This window comes from Actinopolymorpha sp. B17G11, from assembly GCF_040196095.1.
Taxonomy (GTDB): Bacteria; Actinomycetota; Actinomycetes; order Propionibacteriales; family Actinopolymorphaceae; genus Thermasporomyces.
Genome location: NZ_JBEFTW010000042.1, coordinates 1 through 19,681, shown reverse-complemented (window position 1 = coordinate 19,681; position 19,681 = coordinate 1). Strand labels below are relative to the sequence as shown.

At 69.6% G+C, this 19,681-nt stretch carries 14 protein-coding genes; 5 read left to right on the top strand and 9 right to left on the bottom strand.

Translation table 11 applies throughout. The annotated features are described in order from the left end of the window. The first annotated feature begins 43 nt into the window (after positions 1–43). Both ABN028_RS30245 and ABN028_RS30240 read left to right on the top strand, forming a co-directional pair. Positions 44–655, top strand: a complete 612-nt coding sequence (locus tag ABN028_RS30245; protein ID WP_349698961.1) for an O-methyltransferase — start codon at positions 44–46, stop codon at positions 653–655. A 152-nt stretch (positions 656–807) separates the two neighbouring features. Continuing rightward, complete coding sequence (locus tag ABN028_RS30240) at positions 808–3,117, top strand: discoidin domain-containing protein (RefSeq protein ID WP_349698960.1); 2,310 nt, start codon at positions 808–810, stop codon at positions 3,115–3,117. Between the two features lie 124 nt (positions 3,118–3,241). On the opposite strand, the gene ABN028_RS30235 is transcribed toward ABN028_RS30240, so the two are convergent. The 6 genes from ABN028_RS30235 to ABN028_RS30210 all read right to left on the bottom strand — a co-directional run bounded on the left by ABN028_RS30235 (position 3,242) and on the right by ABN028_RS30210 (position 10,721). Continuing rightward, positions 3,242–4,168, bottom strand: a complete 927-nt coding sequence (locus ABN028_RS30235; RefSeq protein ID WP_349698959.1) for a nucleoside hydrolase — start codon at positions 4,166–4,168, stop codon at positions 3,242–3,244. A 202-nt stretch (positions 4,169–4,370) separates the two neighbouring features. Continuing rightward, complete coding sequence (locus tag ABN028_RS30230; protein WP_349698958.1) at positions 4,371–5,102, bottom strand: NAD-dependent epimerase/dehydratase family protein; 732 nt, start codon at positions 5,100–5,102, stop codon at positions 4,371–4,373. A 7-nt stretch (positions 5,103–5,109) separates the two neighbouring features. After that, entirely contained in the window at positions 5,110–7,008 is a 1,899-nt protein-coding gene (locus tag ABN028_RS30225) for an alpha/beta fold hydrolase (protein ID WP_349698957.1), read from the bottom strand. Positions 7,009–7,196: 188 nt separating this feature from the next. Beyond that, positions 7,197–8,588, bottom strand: a complete 1,392-nt coding sequence (locus tag ABN028_RS30220) for an MFS transporter (protein WP_349698956.1) — start codon at positions 8,586–8,588, stop codon at positions 7,197–7,199. 83 nt (positions 8,589–8,671) lie between these two features. Then, the gene (locus ABN028_RS30215; RefSeq protein ID WP_349698955.1) at positions 8,672–9,346 is read right to left on the bottom strand and encodes a hypothetical protein; all 675 of its coding nucleotides are present in this window, start codon (positions 9,344–9,346) and stop codon (positions 8,672–8,674) included. 301 nt (positions 9,347–9,647) lie between these two features. Further along, positions 9,648–10,721, bottom strand: coding sequence for a tartrate dehydrogenase (locus ABN028_RS30210; protein ID WP_349698954.1), 1,074 nt, complete (start codon positions 10,719–10,721; stop codon positions 9,648–9,650). Between the two features lie 118 nt (positions 10,722–10,839). Here ABN028_RS30210 and ABN028_RS30205 point away from each other — a divergent pair, with 118 nt between their 5' ends. After that, positions 10,840–11,142: a putative quinol monooxygenase gene (locus ABN028_RS30205; protein WP_349331174.1), complete on the top strand. Its 303-nt coding sequence runs from the start codon at positions 10,840–10,842 to the stop codon at positions 11,140–11,142. A 20-nt stretch (positions 11,143–11,162) separates the two neighbouring features. Here the strand turns inward: ABN028_RS30205 and ABN028_RS30200 are convergent, their stop codons facing one another. From ABN028_RS30200 to ABN028_RS30190, 3 genes are all read right to left on the bottom strand, one after another. After that, complete coding sequence (locus tag ABN028_RS30200) at positions 11,163–14,372, bottom strand: glycoside hydrolase family 38 N-terminal domain-containing protein (protein ID WP_349698953.1); 3,210 nt, start codon at positions 14,370–14,372, stop codon at positions 11,163–11,165. A 190-nt stretch (positions 14,373–14,562) separates the two neighbouring features. Next, the gene (locus ABN028_RS30195; protein ID WP_349698952.1) at positions 14,563–17,631 is read right to left on the bottom strand and encodes a patatin-like phospholipase domain-containing protein; all 3,069 of its coding nucleotides are present in this window, start codon (positions 17,629–17,631) and stop codon (positions 14,563–14,565) included. Between the two features lie 193 nt (positions 17,632–17,824). Continuing rightward, a complete protein-coding gene (locus tag ABN028_RS30190) occupies positions 17,825–18,643 on the bottom strand; it encodes an aminoglycoside phosphotransferase family protein (protein ID WP_349698951.1) in 819 nt (272 codons plus the stop codon). A gap of 98 nt (positions 18,644–18,741) precedes the next feature. Between ABN028_RS30190 and ABN028_RS30185 the strand changes: the two genes are divergently transcribed. Beyond that, on the top strand, positions 18,742–19,377 hold the full coding sequence (locus ABN028_RS30185) for a cyclodeaminase/cyclohydrolase family protein (protein ID WP_349698950.1): 636 nt from the start codon (positions 18,742–18,744) through the stop codon (positions 19,375–19,377). Further along, positions 19,374–19,681: tetrahydrofolate dehydrogenase/cyclohydrolase catalytic domain-containing protein (locus tag ABN028_RS30180; protein ID WP_349698949.1), on the top strand; the 308-nt coding region annotated here is incomplete at its 3' end. The genes ABN028_RS30185 and ABN028_RS30180, both read left to right, overlap by 4 nt.

The window sequence follows — 19,681 nt, the reverse complement described above, 5'->3', positions numbered from 1 at the left end:
CGAACGAACCGCGACGCGGTGGTAGTGAAGGGTCGGCAACTCGATGACAGCGGGCAACGACAACGACTTTCCAGCTCTGGTACGCGAAGCCCTGGCGGCGGCCCGCGACCTCAGGTTCCCTGCCAGCCGCGAGGAAGCGGGCGGCCAGGGCCCCTCGTGCTCACTGCCCGACGCCGGGCGGATCCTCGCGATGCTCGCGGCGGGGTGCCATGACGGGCGGATCGGCGAGACCGGGACCGGCACCGGCGTCGGCACAGCATGGATGGCCTCGGCAATGCCGGACTCCGCCACGCTGGTGACGGTGGAGGTCGACGACGCGCGCGCCCAGGCGGCCGCGAAGGTGTTCCGCGGCGACTCACGGGTGCGCGTCGTTCACGGCGATGCGCAACTCGTGCTCGCCGATCACGCGCCGTACGACCTGCTCTTCGTCGACGGCGGATGGAACGAAGGCGACGCAACCATAGACCTGTTGCGGATCGGCGGTCGGTTGGTCTTCGACGACGTCACACCGCTCGCCAAGCTGCCGGTCGACTCACCTTGGCGAACGAACGATCCCAAGCGGGACTTCTTCTTCGGCAACCCGCGGCTCGTGTCGGTGGAGGTCGTACTCCCTGATCTCGCCAACTCCCTACTGGTCGGCACCCGCACGGCGTAGCGCCAGATCCGCCTTCACCGCAAGGAAAACGCCGTCCGCTCGGTGGCACGCATGATGACGAACGCATGGCCGATCTGGTCGCGCCTGACGACCGGGATTGACCACGACCTCGACCGGGCTTAGGTTCCGCCCAGGACCTGGGAGGGGGACGGATGCCTCGACGACTGTATGGCCTGGCTCTCGGTGTCGCCATGGTGGCCGCGTCACTGGGCACGACCGCGGCCGCAGACTCGGCGAGCCCGGACGTCCCGGCGGCACCGGCGGACGGCGTCGACGTCTGGGTCAGTGATCCGGCGGCCGGGACGTACCTGACGCAGGCACCGAGCGTGTCATGGCGGCGTGGTGGCGCCCCCGAAGGATCGACGATCGCGATCGACGAGACCCGCAGATACCAGCGCATGGAGGGCTTCGGCGCGTCGTTCACCGACTCGTCCGCCTGGCTGGTCGGCACCCGCCTGGACACCGAACGACGCAACGCCGCGATGCGCGACCTGTTCAGCGCGCGCGACGGGATCGGCCTGAGCTTCGTCCGGCAACCCATGGGAGCGAGCGACTTTGCCGTCGAGGGCAACTACTCCTACGACGACATGCCGGCGGGTGAGACCGACCCGACTCTCGCCCACTTCTCCATCGACCACGATCGTGCCTACATCATTCCGTTGCTCACCCAGGCCCGGAAGCTCAACCCGCAGGTCACCCTGATGGCCTCGCCATGGAGCCCGCCCGGGTGGATGAAGACCAGCGACAACATGATCGGCGGCACTCTCGAACCCGACGCCTACCAACCACTCGCCGACTATTTCGCGAAGTTCATCCAGGCGTACGCCGACGAGGGAATTCCCATCCGCTACATCTCGCCCAACAACGAACCGCTCTACATCCCCGGTGGATATCCGGGCCTCGGCCTGAGCGCCGAGGAAGCGGGCGAGCTGATTCGAAACCACCTCGGACCCACGCTGCGCAAGCACGAACTCGACACCAGGATTCTCGGATACGACCACAACTGGGACGTCATCAGCTATCCGGAAAGCCTCTACGCCGACCCCGAAACGGCGCGCCATGTCCACGGCACCGCATGGCACTGCTACGGCGGCGATGTGCGGGCGCAGTCCCTGTCCCACAACAACTATCCGGCCAAGCCGGCCTATCACACCGAATGTTCGGGCGGGGAATGGGAAGGCACAGACGAGGACGGGTTCGCCGGTGCGATCGGTCTCGTCATCAACTCCACGCGCGACTGGGCCAAGTCCGTCGTCCGGTGGAACATGGCGCTCGACGCGGCCAACGGCCCCACCAACGGTGGCTGCCTCACCTGCCGCGGTGTGCTGAAGGTGACGCAGGACGCCAACGGGGGTTGGGACTACGCGAAGACGGTCGACTACTACGCGCTCGGCCATGCCAGCAAGTTCGTCCGGCCGGGCGCCCGCCGGATCGCCTCGAACACGCTGGGCGCCGGCAACGTCGCAGACGTCGCGTTCGTCAACCCCGACGGCTCGAAGGCCGTGGTGGCGCACAACTCCGGGACCGAACGCACGACCTTCCAGATCCAGTGGGGTGACCGGTGGCTCTCCTACGCACTCGCCCCAGGAGCCGCGGCGACGTTCGTGTGGTCGGGTCGCCAACACGGCGAGCCCGATGCCGACACGATCGGGCAGGTCGACCTCGCCTTCAGGGCCGCTGACGGCAGCCGGCCGGTCGTGAGCTACGACGCCGGGCTGCTCGCCTCTCTCGACCAGGTCCGGGTCGGGGAGAACTGGCTCGGCTATTCCGTACCGACCGGTGGCGCGCTCGAACCACCCGGTACGCCGACCGCGCTGCCGCGAGACGGCTGGGTGGTGTCCGCGTCGGCCAGCGCCCCGGAGGATCCGGCCGCGCAGGCGATCGACGACGACCCCGCCACCCGGTGGAGCACCGGCGCCGGCATGGCACCAGGGGACTGGTTCCAGGTCGACCTCGGCGCGCCGACGGCGTTCAGCGAGATCAGCCTCGACACTTTGGGGAGCCCCGGCGACTTCGTTCGCGGCTACGAGGTCTACGTCTCCGACGACGGCGAGACATGGGGCGAGCCGATCGCCCGCGGCGGTGGGCGTACGCAGCTCCGGGTTCTCGTCCCACCGGTTCAGGCGCGGTACGTCCGGATCGTCAACACGGGCAGCTCGGGCAGCTGGTGGTCGATCCACGAGCTGAACCTCCTGGCGCCGGAGGGCGCGATCGCATCCAACGCCGCCGCTGTGGGTGCGAACGCGGCCGCCGCGGGTGCGAACGCGGCCGTGCCCGCCGTGACCACCACCGGCGAGGGTGACCTGCAGCGCCGGACGGCGAGCCTGCCTGACGGTACCCAGCTGGAGGTCGTCTACAACGCCGGACAGCGGGTGGCAACGTTCGAGGTGTCCTGGGCGGGTACGGCCTACACCTACCGGCTGCCGGCCGGCGCCACCGCTGCGTTCACCCGCGCGGGTTGAGTACCTCGACGGGTGCCGGACCATGATCACGCACGGGAGACCGGGGTCTGTCGGTCCTCGAAGCCGCCGGTTTCCCGTGCATGATCATGAACCCGCGCGCCGGCCCCTACCAGCTCTCGTCACCTCAGGACGGCCCCAGGTCGCCGGCGGCCTTGATCAGCGCGACCGTCGCCGCCACCGCACCCGCCACGTTGATCCTGTCGACGACGTACGTCGCGCGCGCCGTGTCCACACCCTCGCCGACGGGCACCGGTTCGGCCACGCTGACGCCGGCCAGGTCACCCTCCGGCTCGACGCGTACCCGAACGGGCCCCGTCAGGCCGAGCAGGTCCGGTCGCAGCATGGCGAGGACGGCGATGGGATCGTGCGGGTGGTTCCACTGGTGCTCGGTGTACTGCCACCACTGGTGCACCTCCGCCTCGATCTGGCGGCCGAGTGCACCGGCGGCCGCGATCGGTGCGAGCTCGTCCGGCCCGATGCGAGCTCTCGTGGTGATCTCGAGGCCGACGACGGTCACCGGAATCCCCGACGCGAAGACCTCCGCGGCCGCCTCGGCATCGCACTTGAAGTTGTGCTCCGCCTGCTCCCGTACGTCGAAGCGGCCACCCATCACATAGACCCGCCGCACGTTGCTCACGAACGCCGGATCGGTCCGGATCGCCGCCGCGAGGTTGGTCAACGGCCCGACCGCCACGACGTCCAGCTCGCCTGGGATGTCGGCGGCCGTCTGGGCGAGGAACTCAGCCGCGGTGACGTCCTCCATAAACACTTCGCCACCCAGGTCGGAGTAGAGCTGACCCTCGAAGCCCGCCCACCAGGCCTCGGCACCGGACAGCGGGCGCTCAGCGCCCGAGGCCACGGCGAGCCCGTCGTGCCCGGCCAGCCGCGCCAGGCGTCGGGCGATCCGGGCGCGAAGATCGACGTCACCATAGACCGTCGTCACCCCGAGCAGCTCGATATCGGTCGCGCCGAACAGCATGGCCAGGGCCAGCGCGTCATCGACGTCGGAGCCGATATCGGTGTCGAGGATCACCCGATGCGGGTTCGCCACGGCGCCCTCCGTTCCTCCCGTGTGCGCCGGACCTACGATCCGGTCGTACGAACGACTCGGATCGCCAGCGCCGACGCGGACCCTACCCTGCTTCCACTTCCTGGAGAGTACGACGCCCGGTCGTCATCGACCCGGAGGCGGGCACCAGTGGCGGACCCGTTCGCCGCGTTCAGCCGCCCGACGAGCCCGGGCAGTACGTTCCCTACCGCGGTGTCCCACTGCCGGGAGAGCACAACGCCCAGTAGTCGTCGACAGGCACCTGGTCGGCGTAGTCCTCCGAGTCGAGGACGGGCTCGTAGCCGATCGGGTTGCGGACGAGCCAGTCGCTTCGGGTGTTGGCCGACACGCCGTGGCACACCGCGAACGTCACGTCGGCCTCCAGCGCGCGGACCACCAGCTGTTGGAGGTCGGCCGGTCCGAGCCACCCCGCCAACGCCGTGACGTCGCCCGGCTCCGCCGACGTCGCACCAAGCCGCAGTGCCACGACCGACCTGCCCGTCTGGTACGCACGGACGCGCGCGAGCGCCTCTGCCAGGGCCTTCGTCGCGCCGTACGCACAGCACGGCGCCGGGGCCCAGTCGGGGTCGACCGGGACCTGCCGATGTCCGGCGTACGCACCCATCACGTGGACCGAGCTGGCGAGCACCACGCGTGGCACTTCGGTGGCCAGGATGCTGGCGACCACGTCGACGTTGGGGGTACGGAGCTCGTCCCAGGTCGCGCCCGCGTCCGGGTTGGCCGCCAGGTGGACGATCGAGTCGACACCGGAGGTGACCTTGGCCAGGAAGTCCGGGTCGGCCAGGTCGCCGGTGACCATCCCGGGCGCGGGCACGCGATCGGTCAGGACCACGTCGTAGGACTCGACCAGGCCGGGCAGCAGTAGCTGGCCCACCCCACCCGCGGCGCCGGTGAGCAGGATGCGCGGTTTCGGCATGCGCCCATCATCGGCCAGACCGGGCGGGCTCCGCATCCGGGCCCAGGGCAGCCTTCCGGCCCAGGACAGGCCCTGGTCCCGGGACAGCATCCGGGCCCGGGACGGGGAGGGTGAGGACCGGCGGATCCGCGGCCGTCGTCCGCACGGTCACCGGCAGGACCGCGGTGTTGTTGGCGTACACCGCATCGCTGGCGGCCAGGACCACCCGGATGCGGTGGCCGGCCGGCCAGCGGTGGACGATGCCGGGCAGCTCGATGTGCAGCGGCCTCGGGTCGGTGACGTCGGCCACGCGGACCGGTGAAACCAGCCGGTGGACGAGCGTGAGCGCACCGTCGGGCGCCACGTCGTACAGCTTGGCGAACACGATCAGCCGCCCACCTGGTCCGGTGGCCTGGGTGACCCCGGCCAGCGGCGACCGCAGCGTGACGTCGAGGGTCGGCACGCCCACGGTCTCGACGTCGCCGGTGAGCGGCGCGGTGGTCCAGGCGGCGTGCGTACCGGCCGTGTCGTACGGCGGGATCGCCTCCAGTTCCGGCGGCAGCTCGGAGTACGACGACGGCACGCCCGCGGCGAGGTTGACCCAGGTCTGGGCGCCGGCGACGACATCGCCGGGCACCGGGGTCAGGCTCCGGTCGCCGGACAGGTACAACCGCTGGGTCCCGCCGACCGGGTAGGCGTCCGCGGTGCCGTAGGCGGGCTCAGCGCCGGCGGGTGCCGCGCCGTCGTAGCGGACCCAGTCGCGGAAGTACGCCAGTGGCGGCCCGAGCGAGGCGGTGTGGTCGTCGCGCAGCCAGTAGGCGAACCAGTCCAGCACCCGGCGGCCTTCGTACGTCGTCATCGGGTCGCGGGCGCCACTCAGGTCGATCTCACCCGGCGCGGGCGTCTGGCCGGAGTGCCCCCACGACTGCCAGACCATGCGGACCGGCGTCCCCTGCGCGTCGAGGGCGCGATAGGTGGCGATCGCCTCCTGAAGGTTGAAGAGGGTGTCGTCCTGCCCCTGGAGCAGCAGCGTGGGCGCGCGCACCTTCTCGACGTACGACGCGACGGACGCGTGGCGCAGCATGGCGCGGGTCTCAGCCGACGGGAAGCCGGCGACGTTGGCCTCGATCAGCGCCGGGCAGATCTGGTCGGCGAAGTTCGGGCAGCCGGTCAGCCGGCGCGGGTCGCCGAGCGCGTGCTCGGCGCCGCGCAGGACGCCGAGCGCGGCGAAGAGGTCCGCCCACATCCGCTTGAAGACACCCGGCTCGGCCGAGGTGACAGTGCCGGGAGTGAGCCCGGCGTTGGTGGGAGCCAGTGCGTAGTCGAGGTCGTTCCACGTGATGGCCGGGACGAGGGCGTCGATCCGGTCGTCCACGGCCGCAGCCGCGAACTGCACGTGTCCGCCGTACGAGCCGCCGAACATGCCGACCTTGGGATCGCCGGGACCGTCGAGGGCCACCAGGTCGAGCCGGTCGCCGTCGGCGTCCGCCCGCTGCCCGGCCAGGTAGTCGACGAGTTGGCGCGCCGCCAGGCCGTCCCAGTCGGGGTCGTCAAGGTGGATCTTGCACTGCGTACCACCAAAACCAAGTCCGGAGTACGCCAGCACCACGTAGTCCTGCTCGGCGAGCCGGTGCGCGAGACCGGCCTGGTCGTCCTTGCTGCCGCCGAAGCCGTGGGTGGTGAGGATCGCCGGCTGGGGCGTCTCGGCGGTGGCGGTCGCGGGTTGGTACAGGTCGCCGACGATCCGGCAGGTGGTGTCCCTGGCCGGTCCGACGGTGACGTCGACCTGGACGGTCCTGACGCCGACCGATGGGGTGCCAACCACGTGCGCCGCCCGCGAAGGCGGGGCGCTGGCGGTGAACGCCATTGTCGCCAGCAACCCGAGCGCGGCCGCGCCCACGGGGATGGTCGAATACCGTCGGCGCACGGTGGCCCCCTACCGGCCGGGCGAGCAAGGTGGCCGAAGCATAGGCCGGAATGCGGTGACTTGTCCGACTCTGACCGTCGCCGGCCAACGTCGCGGGACGTCGTCCACGGGTGGCCTTCAGGTGCACGCACGCTCAGGTGCACGCACGCTCAGGTGCACTGCTGATCGGCGGCGGCGCCGGCGCGTACTCAGGTTTCGTTCTTCTCCGGTCCGGGGCCGCGGTAGTGCCAGAACACCGGGAACGCCGCCACCGCCGCGAGCATCACCACGACGACGAGGACGCCACCGCCGCTCACCGCCATCGACGTACCCACCGCGGCGCCCGCGGTTCCGTGCAGCAGGTCGGCGAGTCGTGGACCTCCGGCCACCACCACGGTGAACGCGCCCTGCATCCGGCCGCGCATCTCGTCGGTCGCCGCGGTCTGCAGGATCGTGCCGCGGAACACCATGCTCACCAGGTCGGCGACGCCCGCGAGCCCGAGGAACACCGCCGCCAGCCACAGCCACGGCGACAGGCCGAAACCGATGATCGCGAGGCCCCAGCCACAGACGGCGAGGACGACGGCGACACCGTGCCTGCGTACCCGGGAGAACACCCCGGAGAACAGGCCGCCCAGAACCGCTCCCAGCGGGATGGCGGCGAAGAGGATACCCAGCGCGAGACCACCGCCGGGCGGGTCACCGAACGTCTCCTGCGCCATCTGCGGGAAGAGCGCCCGCGGCATCCCGAGCACCATCGCGATGATGTCGGCGAGGAACGACACCAGCAGGATCCGCCGCGTCGCGAGGTAGGCGAAACCCTCGAGCACATGGCGGAGCCCCGCCCGCTTCGGCGCACCGTTCAGGGGCGGCAACGGCGGCAGCCGGTACACCGCCCAGAGCGTCACGGTGAGGGCGATGGAGTCGATGAGGTAGAGCGTGGACAGACCCAGGACCGGGATCAGGGAACCCGCCAGCAGCGGGCCGATGATCGAACCGGTCTGGAAGACGGTCGAGTTCAGGGCGTTGGCCGCCGGCAGCAGGTGCGCGGGCACGAGCCGCGGGATCGACGCGCTCCGGGCGGGCTGGTTCGCGCCGGCGCAGGCCTGCTGCATGCCGAGCAGGACGAACAGCACCCAGACGGAGTTCATGCCGGCCGCCGCCTGTGCCCACAGCAGCAGCGAGGTGACCGCGATCCCGGTGTTGGTGACGAGCAGCAGCTTCCGCCGGTCCACCGCGTCGGCGATGGCGCCGCCCCACAGCGCGAAGACCACCAGCGGGGCGAGGGCGACGAGACCCGAGAGTCCGACGTACGCCGACGAGCCGGTGATGTCGTAGATCTGCTTGGGGACGGCGACCGCCGTGAGCTGGCTGCCGACCGAGGTGACGATCGTGGACGTCCAGAGCCGACGGTACGGGCGGACCGCCAGCGGGCGAGTGTCGACCACGATCTTGCGGATGTCGAACCGCCGCCGCCGGCCGTTGCCGGTCGGTGCCGGATCGGCGGGTGAGGCCGGATCGGCGGGTGAGGCCGGATCGGCGGGTGAGGCTGGATCAGGGGATGAGGTGTCAGGGTCGCCTTGACCGGCGGTACTTGACACCTACGACCCTTCCCTCGACCTGCACGGCACTGAGAGGTGCTCCGGCGAACGACACCGGTCCCCGGGAGCACCCTGCGCCGCGCCTACGGTAGCCGACCATGTCCAGTCCCTGGACGTTCGTCTCCCTTGGCGAGCATCCCTGTCCTCGATCGGCAATCGCTCGGGTCCATTGCCACGTGGGTCGTCGAAGGCTGGCGAAGGGCATTACCGGACGTCGACCTGGCGGGCGACGGCAACCGCACAGGAGGACGCGAGATCACCGACGCGAGGCGGTCGATGATCGGAAACCGCAATGTGCAGGCGCAGTAGAAAACGGCGAGGAAACTCAGGTAGCTCGTGCCGGCACTCATCATGAACGTGACGTACGCGTTCATGTGCGACTGGTATTCCGCTTCTCCGCCCAACGCGACTCCGAGAAGATACAGCAGCGAGTAGTTCGCGGCCTCGAACAGGAGAATGAGCGCGACCCGGCCCTTCCACCGCACCAGACCTCTCGTCGCCACCGAGGCACGCTTCCAGCTTCGGGCCTGGATCACCGGCGGCGCGAGAACCACGATGACGAGAGCCCAGATCCACAAGGGAAGCTGGCGTACGGTCTGAATGATCCCGGCGCCGGAGAGCAGCGCTGTGCCGAACAGGACGACAGACAGCATCCACACGCGAACGGCCAGGTTGGCGGCGCGGTCGAGAACGAATCTCGCCGGGGAGACGGCCGGCACGGCGGAGACAGCCGGCACGGCGGCGATTTCGTTCCTCATGATCGACCCGAGATCGCGTCAGCCACACCGCTTGCCGAAAGGCAGTGGTCAGCCCACTCGGCAAACAATCCATGTATGGCGCCGCGACGATGAGAATATTTCAAGAAATCGATCATTCCGCGAATTCCGTCCGGGTGAGTCCGGCCCACCAAAAGACGTTATCCCGGATGATCCGGAACTGCTGGAGAACGCGCTGAAAACGCGACGAGTTCGGTGTCGCGCCGCACCCGAGCCCCGACCTGTTGGAAGGGATCGGCACCCAGCCGGGGAGACCTTCGCAGGCGCGCGGATCCGGATCAACTCACAGGGCCGCCACGATGGCCGACCCGCACTCCGTCGTCGTCGCCCGGCCGCCCAGGTCGGGCGTGCGATGCGCGGGCTCGGTGAGCGCCGCGTCCACCGCCGTCCCGATCCCGGCCACCGCGCCGGCCTCACCCAGGTGGTCGAGCATCATGGCCGCGGTCAGGACCTGCGCCACCGGATTGGCGATGCCCTGCCCGGCGATGTCGGGGGCCGAGCCGTGGACGGCCTCGAACATCGAGGGGTAGGTACGTTCAGGGTTGATGTTGGCGGCCGGCGCGATGCCCAACCCGCCCGCCACCGCCGCCGACAGGTCGCTCAACAGGTCACCGAACAGGTTCGACCCCACGATGATCCCGAGCCGCTCCGGCGCCAGCACCATCCGCGCGGCCAACGCATCGGCATGACACTGCTCCGACGCGACGTCGGGGTAGTCGGCGGCGACCACGGCGAAGACCTCGTCCCAGAACGGCATCGAGTAGACGATCCCGTTGGACTTCGTGGCCGAGCACACCGGGAGGTCCTGGGCCCGCGCCAGCTCGAACGCGTACCGCACGACACGTTCCACACCGCGCCGGGTGAACACCGACGTCTGGATGGCCATCTCGTCCGCGCCGACGCCCTGCCGCCCGCCGACCCGGGAGTACTCGCCCTCGGAGTTCTCCCGTACGACGGTCATCGCGACATCGCTCGCGGTCCGGCCGGCCAGCGGAGACTGGACGCCCGGGAGCAGCCGCACCGGGCGCAGGTTGACGTACTGCTCGAACGCCCGGCGGATCGGGATCAGCAGGCCCCACAGTGAGATGTGGTCAGGGACACCGGGATAACCGACGGCGCCGAGCAGGATCGCGTCGTGGGGGCGGAGCTGGTCGAGCGCGTCGTCCGGCATCATCCGGCCGGTGGCGGTGTAGCGCTCGCAGCTCCAGTCGTAGGACGTCCACTCCACGTCGAAGCCGTATGCCTTGCCCGCGGCGTCGACCACCCGACACGCCTCGGCGGTCACGTCGACACCGATCCCGTCGCCCGGGATGACCGCGATCCGGTGGGTACGCGTCTCGTTTCCACTTCCGCTCATGATGCCGATCTCAGCATGTCGTGGGTGTCCGCGGCGCTCGTGTCTCGTCGACCGGACCGCCTCACCCGGCCATTCCCCGCAATACACCGCAGGCGGGACGACGGCATAGGGTTGAGGCATGATCGTCGTACACGCGGTGTTCCGCTCCCGCCCCGAACGACGCACGGAGACGATCGCGGCGTTGATCGCGATGCAGCATGCCACCCGCAGCGACGACAGCGGCTGCCTGCACTACGCGTTCGTGGTCGACCTCGAGGACGACTGCCTCTTCACCTGCGTGGAGGAGTGGCGGGACGCGGCAGCCCTGGAAGCCCACCTGGCAAGCTCGCACATGGCCGCCCTCGACAGCGTCCTCGCCGACTCGGCCGAAGGGCCCGCGAAGATCCGGGTGTTCGAGGCCACCCCCACCGAGATCCCCTGACAGTCGCGACTCCTCGCGGGTCAGGGTCGCAGCAGGAGGGTACGCGACGTTCCCGCCGGCAGTCGTACCGTCACCCGGCCGTCCCCGATCGGCACCTCCTCCACCGGTAGGTCGGGCGTCGCGTACTCGACGAGCGTGCTGAGCGCCGCCGCCGACGCGTCGAACCCTTCCAGGGTGAGTTCGGCATCGACGGTGTCGAGCGCGAGTGACCGCAGTCGCACCGCGATCCCGTCCGATCCGTCACGCGGCCGTCCCACGCTGCTCACCATGACGTCCGGTGTGTTCACCGCCAGCAGGCTTCCCGAGGACACGAGGGGCGCGATTCCCTTACCAGCCGCGACGATGGGCACCAGGGGATCGGTGAGTCCTGCCGCGGTCGACGCGCCGAGGGCCTGAACGGACTCGGTGGACGAGCCGGCGATCGCGTATCGGAAGGTCATCTCGCCTTGTTGCTGGGAAGGGAAGTTCGTATCCCAGAGATTGTTGACGACCCACGAGTAGATCGTGGACGGCTCCGGCACCTCGGCATCGATCGTGGACCGGAACGGTTGGTAGGGCAACGCGATCGTACCGAACTGTACGAGCGGTGACTCGAGCGTCGCCCAGACAATCGCATAGTCGTCCTCGCGGATTCCCACCCAGTGCCGAATTCCATGCATGTGCGCCGGCGCTCCCGGCACGTGGGGAACACCGGCACCGGCAACGGAGCCGGTGAGCTCGTAGAGGGGCTCACTCGTTCCGGCCAAGGGGAACGCGAAATACATACTCTCCTTCGTCGAGCTTGCCGGCTTCTGGATCCGGTTGGTGATGTCGACCCGCGGAACTCCCGCATGCAACGAGATCGTCGTGCGAAGCCGATCGACCCCGGGCGCTCTCACCTCGACCTCGAGCTCGTCACCCAGCGCGGAATGCCGCGTACGAAGGACAACCGCGTGGCGCCCCACCTGCCGTGCGGTGAGAAGAGTGAGGTCCGACGCCCGTACCCGCCCTGACAGGTGGTTGACATGAGCGGCCGATCCATAGGTGTCGACGATGTACTCGTTGACCCCGGTCAACGCGTGCGGGTTGACGAGCTCCCGACCGGCGCGTCGATCCACGATCGAGGTCACCATCGCCTGGGTCGGGTCGTAGGTCAGTTCGTAGTAGTCGTTGGCCAGCCGGTACGCCGACTTGGGTCCGGGAGGAAACCCGTCGTGGGCGACGGCGGCCGGCACTGTCAAGGCGTCCTTGCCGCTGCCGGTGGCAGTCTCGGTGACGGCGTCATCGGACGGCTCACCGGTGGCCACGAGGTCGAAACGTACCCATCCCAGCGAGGGGACCTCGCGCGCCACGAACTCCAGCTCCCACCCGCGCGGTGTCGCCGGGCCGTCCGCGGCCGTGACCCGTACCGGCACCCGTTCGTCCTTGCGGGTGTCGACGACGGCCAGAAACCCTTCCTCGACAGGGGTTCCGCTCAGCTGGCCTTCTGGTACGAATGCCCGCACCACGTCCGTACGCGGCTGACCGGTCGTGTTGTAGACCGCCAGCGAGCCGAGAACGTCGGTGAAGGTCGCGGATCCCACCCCCGCGCCCAGACGGTGAGTTCCACCCTGCAGCAGGTCCAGCGCCTCGTCATAGGCCTGGTGCGCATACTCCTGCTTGCGCGTCCATTGCAGGCCGCCGGAGTCCACACCCGCCTCGTGGTCATGCCAGGGACTCGCCGCGCCCCACGTGTGCTCGTCGAAGAGGCCCACCTTGTCATAGATGGAGTCGACGGTCTCGCGGACCGGATGCCGCATTCCCAGCTGCAGATCGGCAAGCAGGTGGACGGTTTCGGCCGCTCGTACGATTCCCTGCGTACGACGGTTGTAGCCGAGCGGGCGAGCTCCCGCACCCACACCGTCGGCCCACCAGTCGCCCCAGTCACCGCAGTGCTCGGCCACCTGGTCACCGATCTCGGCTTCGGCGGCGGCGAGAAAGGAACCGTTGGTGGCGCACACCAGTCGCGGATAGGTCCATTCGGAGTTCCATCGTCGTGCGATCTCCGCCGGAGTTCGGCTGGGCCCGGCATTGTCGCAAGGCCGTCCCTGGACGCGAAGCTGGAGCAGGTCGAACTCATGCGGACGTCTCGTGATCTCGGCGCCCTCCGGAATTCCGGAGAGCCCGAAAACGCCGTCGGGAAACGGAAACGGCCGGGTCACGAGCGCCTGAAGGTACATCGGCAGGAGAGCAAGCGTGTCGGTATAGGAAGTGGACAGTCCGACCAGATTTCCTTCCAGGTACGCCGCACCGTGCGCACTGTCGGTGAACCAGGTGAGCAGGCGCGCTCCGCCAGGCGTACGCCACCAGAACGGTCGCGTCAGGTCCTGCCCGTCCACGAGGTACGGCACCGAACGCCCGGCCCAGTTGTGCGCGGCCGACAGATACCGCACACCGGCTTCGGCGAGCGCGTCCACCCAGCCGGTTGTCGCGCCGGGAACGTCGGTGTGCATCGCCGACCGGATCGGGATGCCGTGGACCTCACGAAGCTCGATCGCCGTGCGGAGCAGGCTCGCCAGTTCCTCCTGGCTCGCCATCTCGGTGTGCAGGTTGAACGGCATCGCCGTGACCTCGATGACATCCATCCGGGCGAGCCGGCAGAACTCCTCGATGGTGGCTTGTGGCCGATGCCGCAGCCACCTCCGGACGGGAAGGTTCGACTCGACCGTCCACCGGAAGCGCGTGTCCGGATCGGTGTCCTCGCCCTCGCGCGCAAGCTCGAGCGCGGCGTCGAGATAGTCGACCTGAGTGCGCAGGACGGCGCCCTGGGTGTCGGTGTATCCGATGTCGAGATGGGAGTGGTGGACGAGATGCACGGTCAGCTTGCGGCCGGGCGCCACCGACAACGTGCCACGGTGCTCCGCACCGGCGATCGTGACCGCGACCGTCCAGGTCGCGGATGACCTGATCTCAGCTACGAGCAGGTCGAGTACGCCGTCACCGAACAGTGACCCCGTCCACGACACGGCGATCCCACCATCTGGTCGGATCAGCTCGACGCGTCGGACGTCGGCGGCCGGCGGCGTGAAGACCAGGCGGACGACCTGCTCGAGGTCGCCGGTGGTCCCGCGTCGGAACAGCGGGAGTGCCGCCCCCGCCACCGATACCCCGTTCACCTGCAGAAACGTGGTGAGGCTTGCCGCGGCGAGGGCTTCGGAGACCGTACGCACGTCGGGTGCACGTCCGCTACGCGTGAGTAAGCGCGCCGTCATGTGACATCCCCACCCATTGTCGTGGCTCGGATCCGTAGCGTGATCATCGCATGCGCACGTTACTCGTCCACCAGCGCGGCGTGAAGGTCACCCGAGACGGCGGGTCAGGTGACGATTCGGCAAAGCCGTCGACGATGGCGACCGCATGCGCACGATCACGGACCTGTGCGGGTCCACAGGTGCCGGTCGTTCACGCGACCGGTGACCGGCCCCGCCCGGCGTTCTCCTGGGTAGTCAGATGACCTGACGATTCACCCACGGCATCGGCCATGCCCTCGATCTCGGCCTCGCCACCGGCTCTTCCTTCGCCACCGGCTCTTCCCTCGACGTCGGCCGGCGCCACCTCGGGCGCGACCTCCGGCGACACCTCGGGGGCCCACAGACGTTCACACATGTCCTTCGTCAACGTGTGCCCGAGAGCGCGATAGGCCTCGAAGTCGAACTCGCCGTAGATCTGGTCGCCCGTCGAACGCAGCGGAAAGTCGCCATGGCGCAGCGCGTACGCTTCGACATCCCAGGAGAGTTGGCCCGCGAGCATCGCCTTCACCAGCAGGACCTCCGCCTCGCTGCCGTCGGGATAACGGGCCAGCCCACGAACCCAGCCGCGTTGGACCCGGTCCCCGTCATGGCGCTGCACCTGGCGAGGATCGAAACTGACATTCACACCGAGGTCCATCCGCGCCGTCGCGATCGCCGATCCCACGGTGGCGAAGCTGTCCTCCGGATCGAGGGATGCGTCGATGACGATGATCCGACGCGGCCGCCGGCGCAACGCCTCGACGAGCCCGAGGTTGTCGTAGTGCCCGCCGTCGGTGACGTAGAGCCGCCGGTCATAAAGCGACGTGCGCCCGACCGCCTCCTTGAACAACCGGTAGGCACCAGGCTTGTCCGCCACGCTCGCCAGGTGAGCCCCCTGGTCGGCGACCTTCGCGATGACCCGCGCCATCACGCCACCGCGACCATGCTCCGCGCGGTCGATCCACTTCTGGGCGAACTCCGACGGCTTCGAGGTCGATCCCCAGTACGGATTGGGCAGCCACACACCCAGCCGTGCGTTGACCACCGCGAAGAGCAGCCGCATGGGCCGGGTCCGTGCGTTCTCGCGTCCGGTCAGGGGGGCGAACGCCGCGCCACTGATGGCGACGGCACCCGCGATCGTGACGTCCCGCTGGCGATGGTCCGCGCGCACTTCGTACGCCGAGGTCGACTCCAGTCCCTCGCTCGGCAGGGTCACGTCGCCGGCAACACCCGTGAACGCCGGATCGAAGACGAACGGCACACACCCCCGGTCCGGCGGGATGAACTCGCGGTCGAACGCATTCGCCGATGCGACGATCGTCAACTGCGGGCCGCCGTCGGTGGCGCCACCCCAGGAGGAGTAGGGCATCGGCATCGCATAGTCGTACGCACTCGCCGAGTCCGGCCCGGTGCGGCGTACGAGGTAGGCAGTGGACAGGCGCTCGCGATAGTACGGATGCAACGACGTCCGCGTGGCGTCGGTGAACACAGCCACCAGCACGACGAGCCCGGCGCACACGGCGGCCACCCACCAGCGCGCCCGCCACTCCTCGCTGGCGACATAGCCGGCCGTCCACCGTGACAGCACCACGAGACCCGCGAGCAGCAGGAGTGCCGAACCGAGCCACGGCACCAGCGTCGTCCTCGCCCACCGCACGAGCCGGTCCCGGAGCCCGACGCCGAACGTGCCCGCCGTACGAGCCGCGCCCACGGCGCCAGGACGGCCATCTGCTTCGGCACCTGCCCGAGAGTCGGCACCGACGTCGAACGTCTCCAACCCCTTCCAGGCCGAGCGGGCGAGCGCGAGGAACGCTGCACCCAACGCGGCCAGCGTCGCGAAGCCGAACTGCGAGTCCAGCGCCGTGTCGGCACCTGCGGCGCCGATCCCGGCGACGCCGCTGGCGGCATTGGCCAGGCCGGTCGCGACACCGTTCGCCAGGTCGGCCATGAGGCCGGCGTCACCCGCGCCGTCCGGCCCGCCCGCTCCGCCGTTCGAGCGCACGCTCACCTGGCTCTGCCCGAAGTCGTTGGCGGCGACGAGCAACATGGGCATGCCGATCAGCAGGCCGGCCGCGAGGAAGCCCGGCAGAGTGAGGGCCTGCGCGAACGCACGTCCTTCCGTACGCAACCAGTCCGGCGGCACCCGGAACCGGTCCACCACGACCTCGACGAGAAACAGGACGACGACCAGCGCGAGTGGCCCGAGAGCCCCCAGCCAGTACCACATCGGGACGTCGGCGAAGTCGACCGCGGCGTCCGGGGTGCCAAGACCGTTGACGACGCCGACCTCGGCGATTGCCCAGCCTAGGACCCAGGACACCAGGCGAAGGCCGACACCGATCAGGACGAGGTTGACGACAGCGCCGTACAGCAACGACATGATGCCCCGCGCGCCCGCCGACACCGACGGCATCAGGTAGTTGGTGTGCCGCCGCAGCCGGGCCAGCTCAGGCGTACCGATGGCGAACGGTGTCCGCTCGCCCTGCCGGCCGGTGAGGGAGCGACGCAGGATGTGGAAGGCCGCCGCGATGTAGCCGCCGCCACTCACTCCGATGACCGACGTGGACTTCTGGTACTCGCCGATGTCGGTCAGGTGCTGGAGCGCGCCGAGGGAGAACGCGGCCGACCGGATTCCGCCACCGGAACAGCAGATGATCTGTCCGCCCTCGTCGTGGCGCCGCGGATCGGCCGGCTCGGGGCCCTCGACCTGCCGGCGCGACAACACGGCGGCGAGGAACGCACCGCAGACGACGAGTACGCCCGCGAGCCAGGCCAGCCACATCACCGGACTGAGCGTGGCCACCTCGAGCGACGGGCACGCACTGCCGCCCGACGACCGCGGCGCCGCGCCGAACCGCTGCCACAGGACGACGTTCTCCGCGACGTCGAGCACGGCGGCCAGGGAGACAAGACCGGCGCCCGCGACACCAACCGTTGACAGCGCGCGCGACCATGGCGCACGGACACAGATGAAGTCGCGGGCTCGCCAGGCGGCGAGGACGTACGCATAGATGAACATGACGTCGACCAGCAACGACAACCGCGCGGGTACGACGCAGGCGGGAACTCCGCCGGCGATGCCCGCACCCCAGCGTTCGGCCCAGGCCGGGTCGGCGTCGAGCACAGCGTTGCGCATGGGCCACTGCACAGCCAGCAGCACCAGGACGACCAGAACGGTGATGCGGACGCGCCGCCATTGCCCGACGATGCGGATCTGGGCCCGGGTGCGTTCCTCCGACACGATGCTCCCCCTTGCCGCGCGGGCCAGCCGGCGGGAACACGCAGGCCGCGGAGATCAAGGTTATGGCACCACGATCTTCACCGTCGACAAACGGAGTTCGGCCGCTCGCGTCGCCCCCGCCGGCGAGGAGGGACGCCAGCCTTCGAACCAGGCTTCGGTTGGCGAACCAGGGATTCGGTCGGCGAACCAGGCTTCAGCCGGCGAAGAGGCTGCGGAGGCGTTCGCTCCACCTGATCCGGTGGACGAGGAGGTGCAGATACCCCCGCTGGACCCAGGTCGCCTGTGGTTCGCAGCCTTCCGCGGCCAGCTTTCGTACGGTGTCGTACGTCTCCTGCTGCGTACGGATGACGTCGTCGACGAGCGCGGTGGTCGAGGTGAGGCCGTAGGCCTCGGCGAAGACGGCGACGCGATGCGGGCGGTTGGGTGGCTCCGGATAACCGAGCGACTTCATGCACTCGGCGTTGCTGCGGAACGGCGCGAGGTATTCGACGGCGTAGACGATGTCGCAGCGTTGCGGTGCGGGATAGGCGAAGTCCCAGTCGAGGATGCCGGTGGGCCGGTCGCCCTGCCACACGAGGTTGTACGGGCCGAAGTCACCATGGCAGACGATCTCGTCGGGGTTGTCCGGATCGCCGGGCTCCTGGATGCCGCTCGACCACAGCAGGTCGGGGTCGCGCCGCCAGCCCGCTACCGCGTCGTGGTACTCCCGCAGCAGCCGGCCGACGGCGCGCAACCCCGAGTCGGGCACGACCTTGGCCCAGCCGGCGGGACCGGACTCGCCTTCGAGGAACGTGAGCACTTCGCGGCCCTGCTCGTCGAAACCGAGCACGCGCGGACTGTAGGGAAACCCGACCGACTCCAGATGCCGCAGCAGAGCGTGGACGGCCGGAGTCCAGGGAGCGACCGGGCGGCGGATGGTCTCGCCGACCCGTTCGACACGTCGCGGCGGCGGCTCCTGCCCTCCGCGTACGGCGTGGTCGCCGTGATCGACGTGATCGACGTGATCGGCCATGGACGGGAGGCTAGCTCGACTCCCGTGCGATGGCCCAATGCGGTGGGGGCGGAGGGCGACGGTACTGTGAGCGACTGCTGCTCACCTGGGGGATCATCGTGACGAAACCCACCCACGACGAGACGATCGGTGCCTGGCTCGACGCCCTCGGATCGGCGGCCCCGGCGCCGGGGGGTGGAGCCGCAGCCGCGATGAGCACCGCCATGGGCGCCGCGCTCGTCGCCATGGTCGCCAACCTCACGATCGGCAGGCAGGCCTACGCCGAACACCACCCGCACGTGACACGTGTGCGCGACGAGGCGGACGAGCTGCGGACCCGCGCCGTGGAACTGGTCGCGCAGGACGCCGAGGCCTTCGACGCCCTGATGGCGACGTTCCGGCTCCCCAAGGTGACCGACGCCGACAAGGCCGCGCGGGCGACCGCCATCCGGGCCGCGACCGTCCGCGCCACGGAGGTGTCCATCGACATCGCCGCTGCGGCCGCGCGCGTGGTCGGGCTGGCGGAGAGCCTGCTCGGTCGTTCCAATCCTTCGGTCGTCTCCGACATCGCGGTCGCCGCGGCTTCTGCGGTGGCCGGCCTGGAGTCGGCGGGGGTCAACGCCGACATCAACCTGCGGTCCCTCCGCGATGTCGATGTCAAGACGCGGTTGACAGCGGAGGTCGAGCGCCATCGTCTGCAGGTCAGTGCCGGGCGTAGCGTCGTCGACGCCGTACGCAAGGAGATCGGGGCATGAGCACTCTCATCGACGGCAGGGCGATCGCGGCGGCCGTCAACGAACGAACGACCCGCGCGGCCGAGCGGCTTCGGGGCGAGCCGGGCGAGCCGGTCGTCCCGACGCTCGCGATCGTCGTGCCGACCGACGACGAAGGGACGGCGTGGTACGTCCGGTCGATCCGGCGTACGGGCGAACGGGTGGGTGTCGACTGCCAGGTCGACTCGATGGTGTCGGCGTCGGGCCCGGACATCGCGCGACGGCTGGCGGAGCTGTCCGCGGATACGTCCCTGCTCTACCAGAACACCCCAAAGCCAAATCCAGA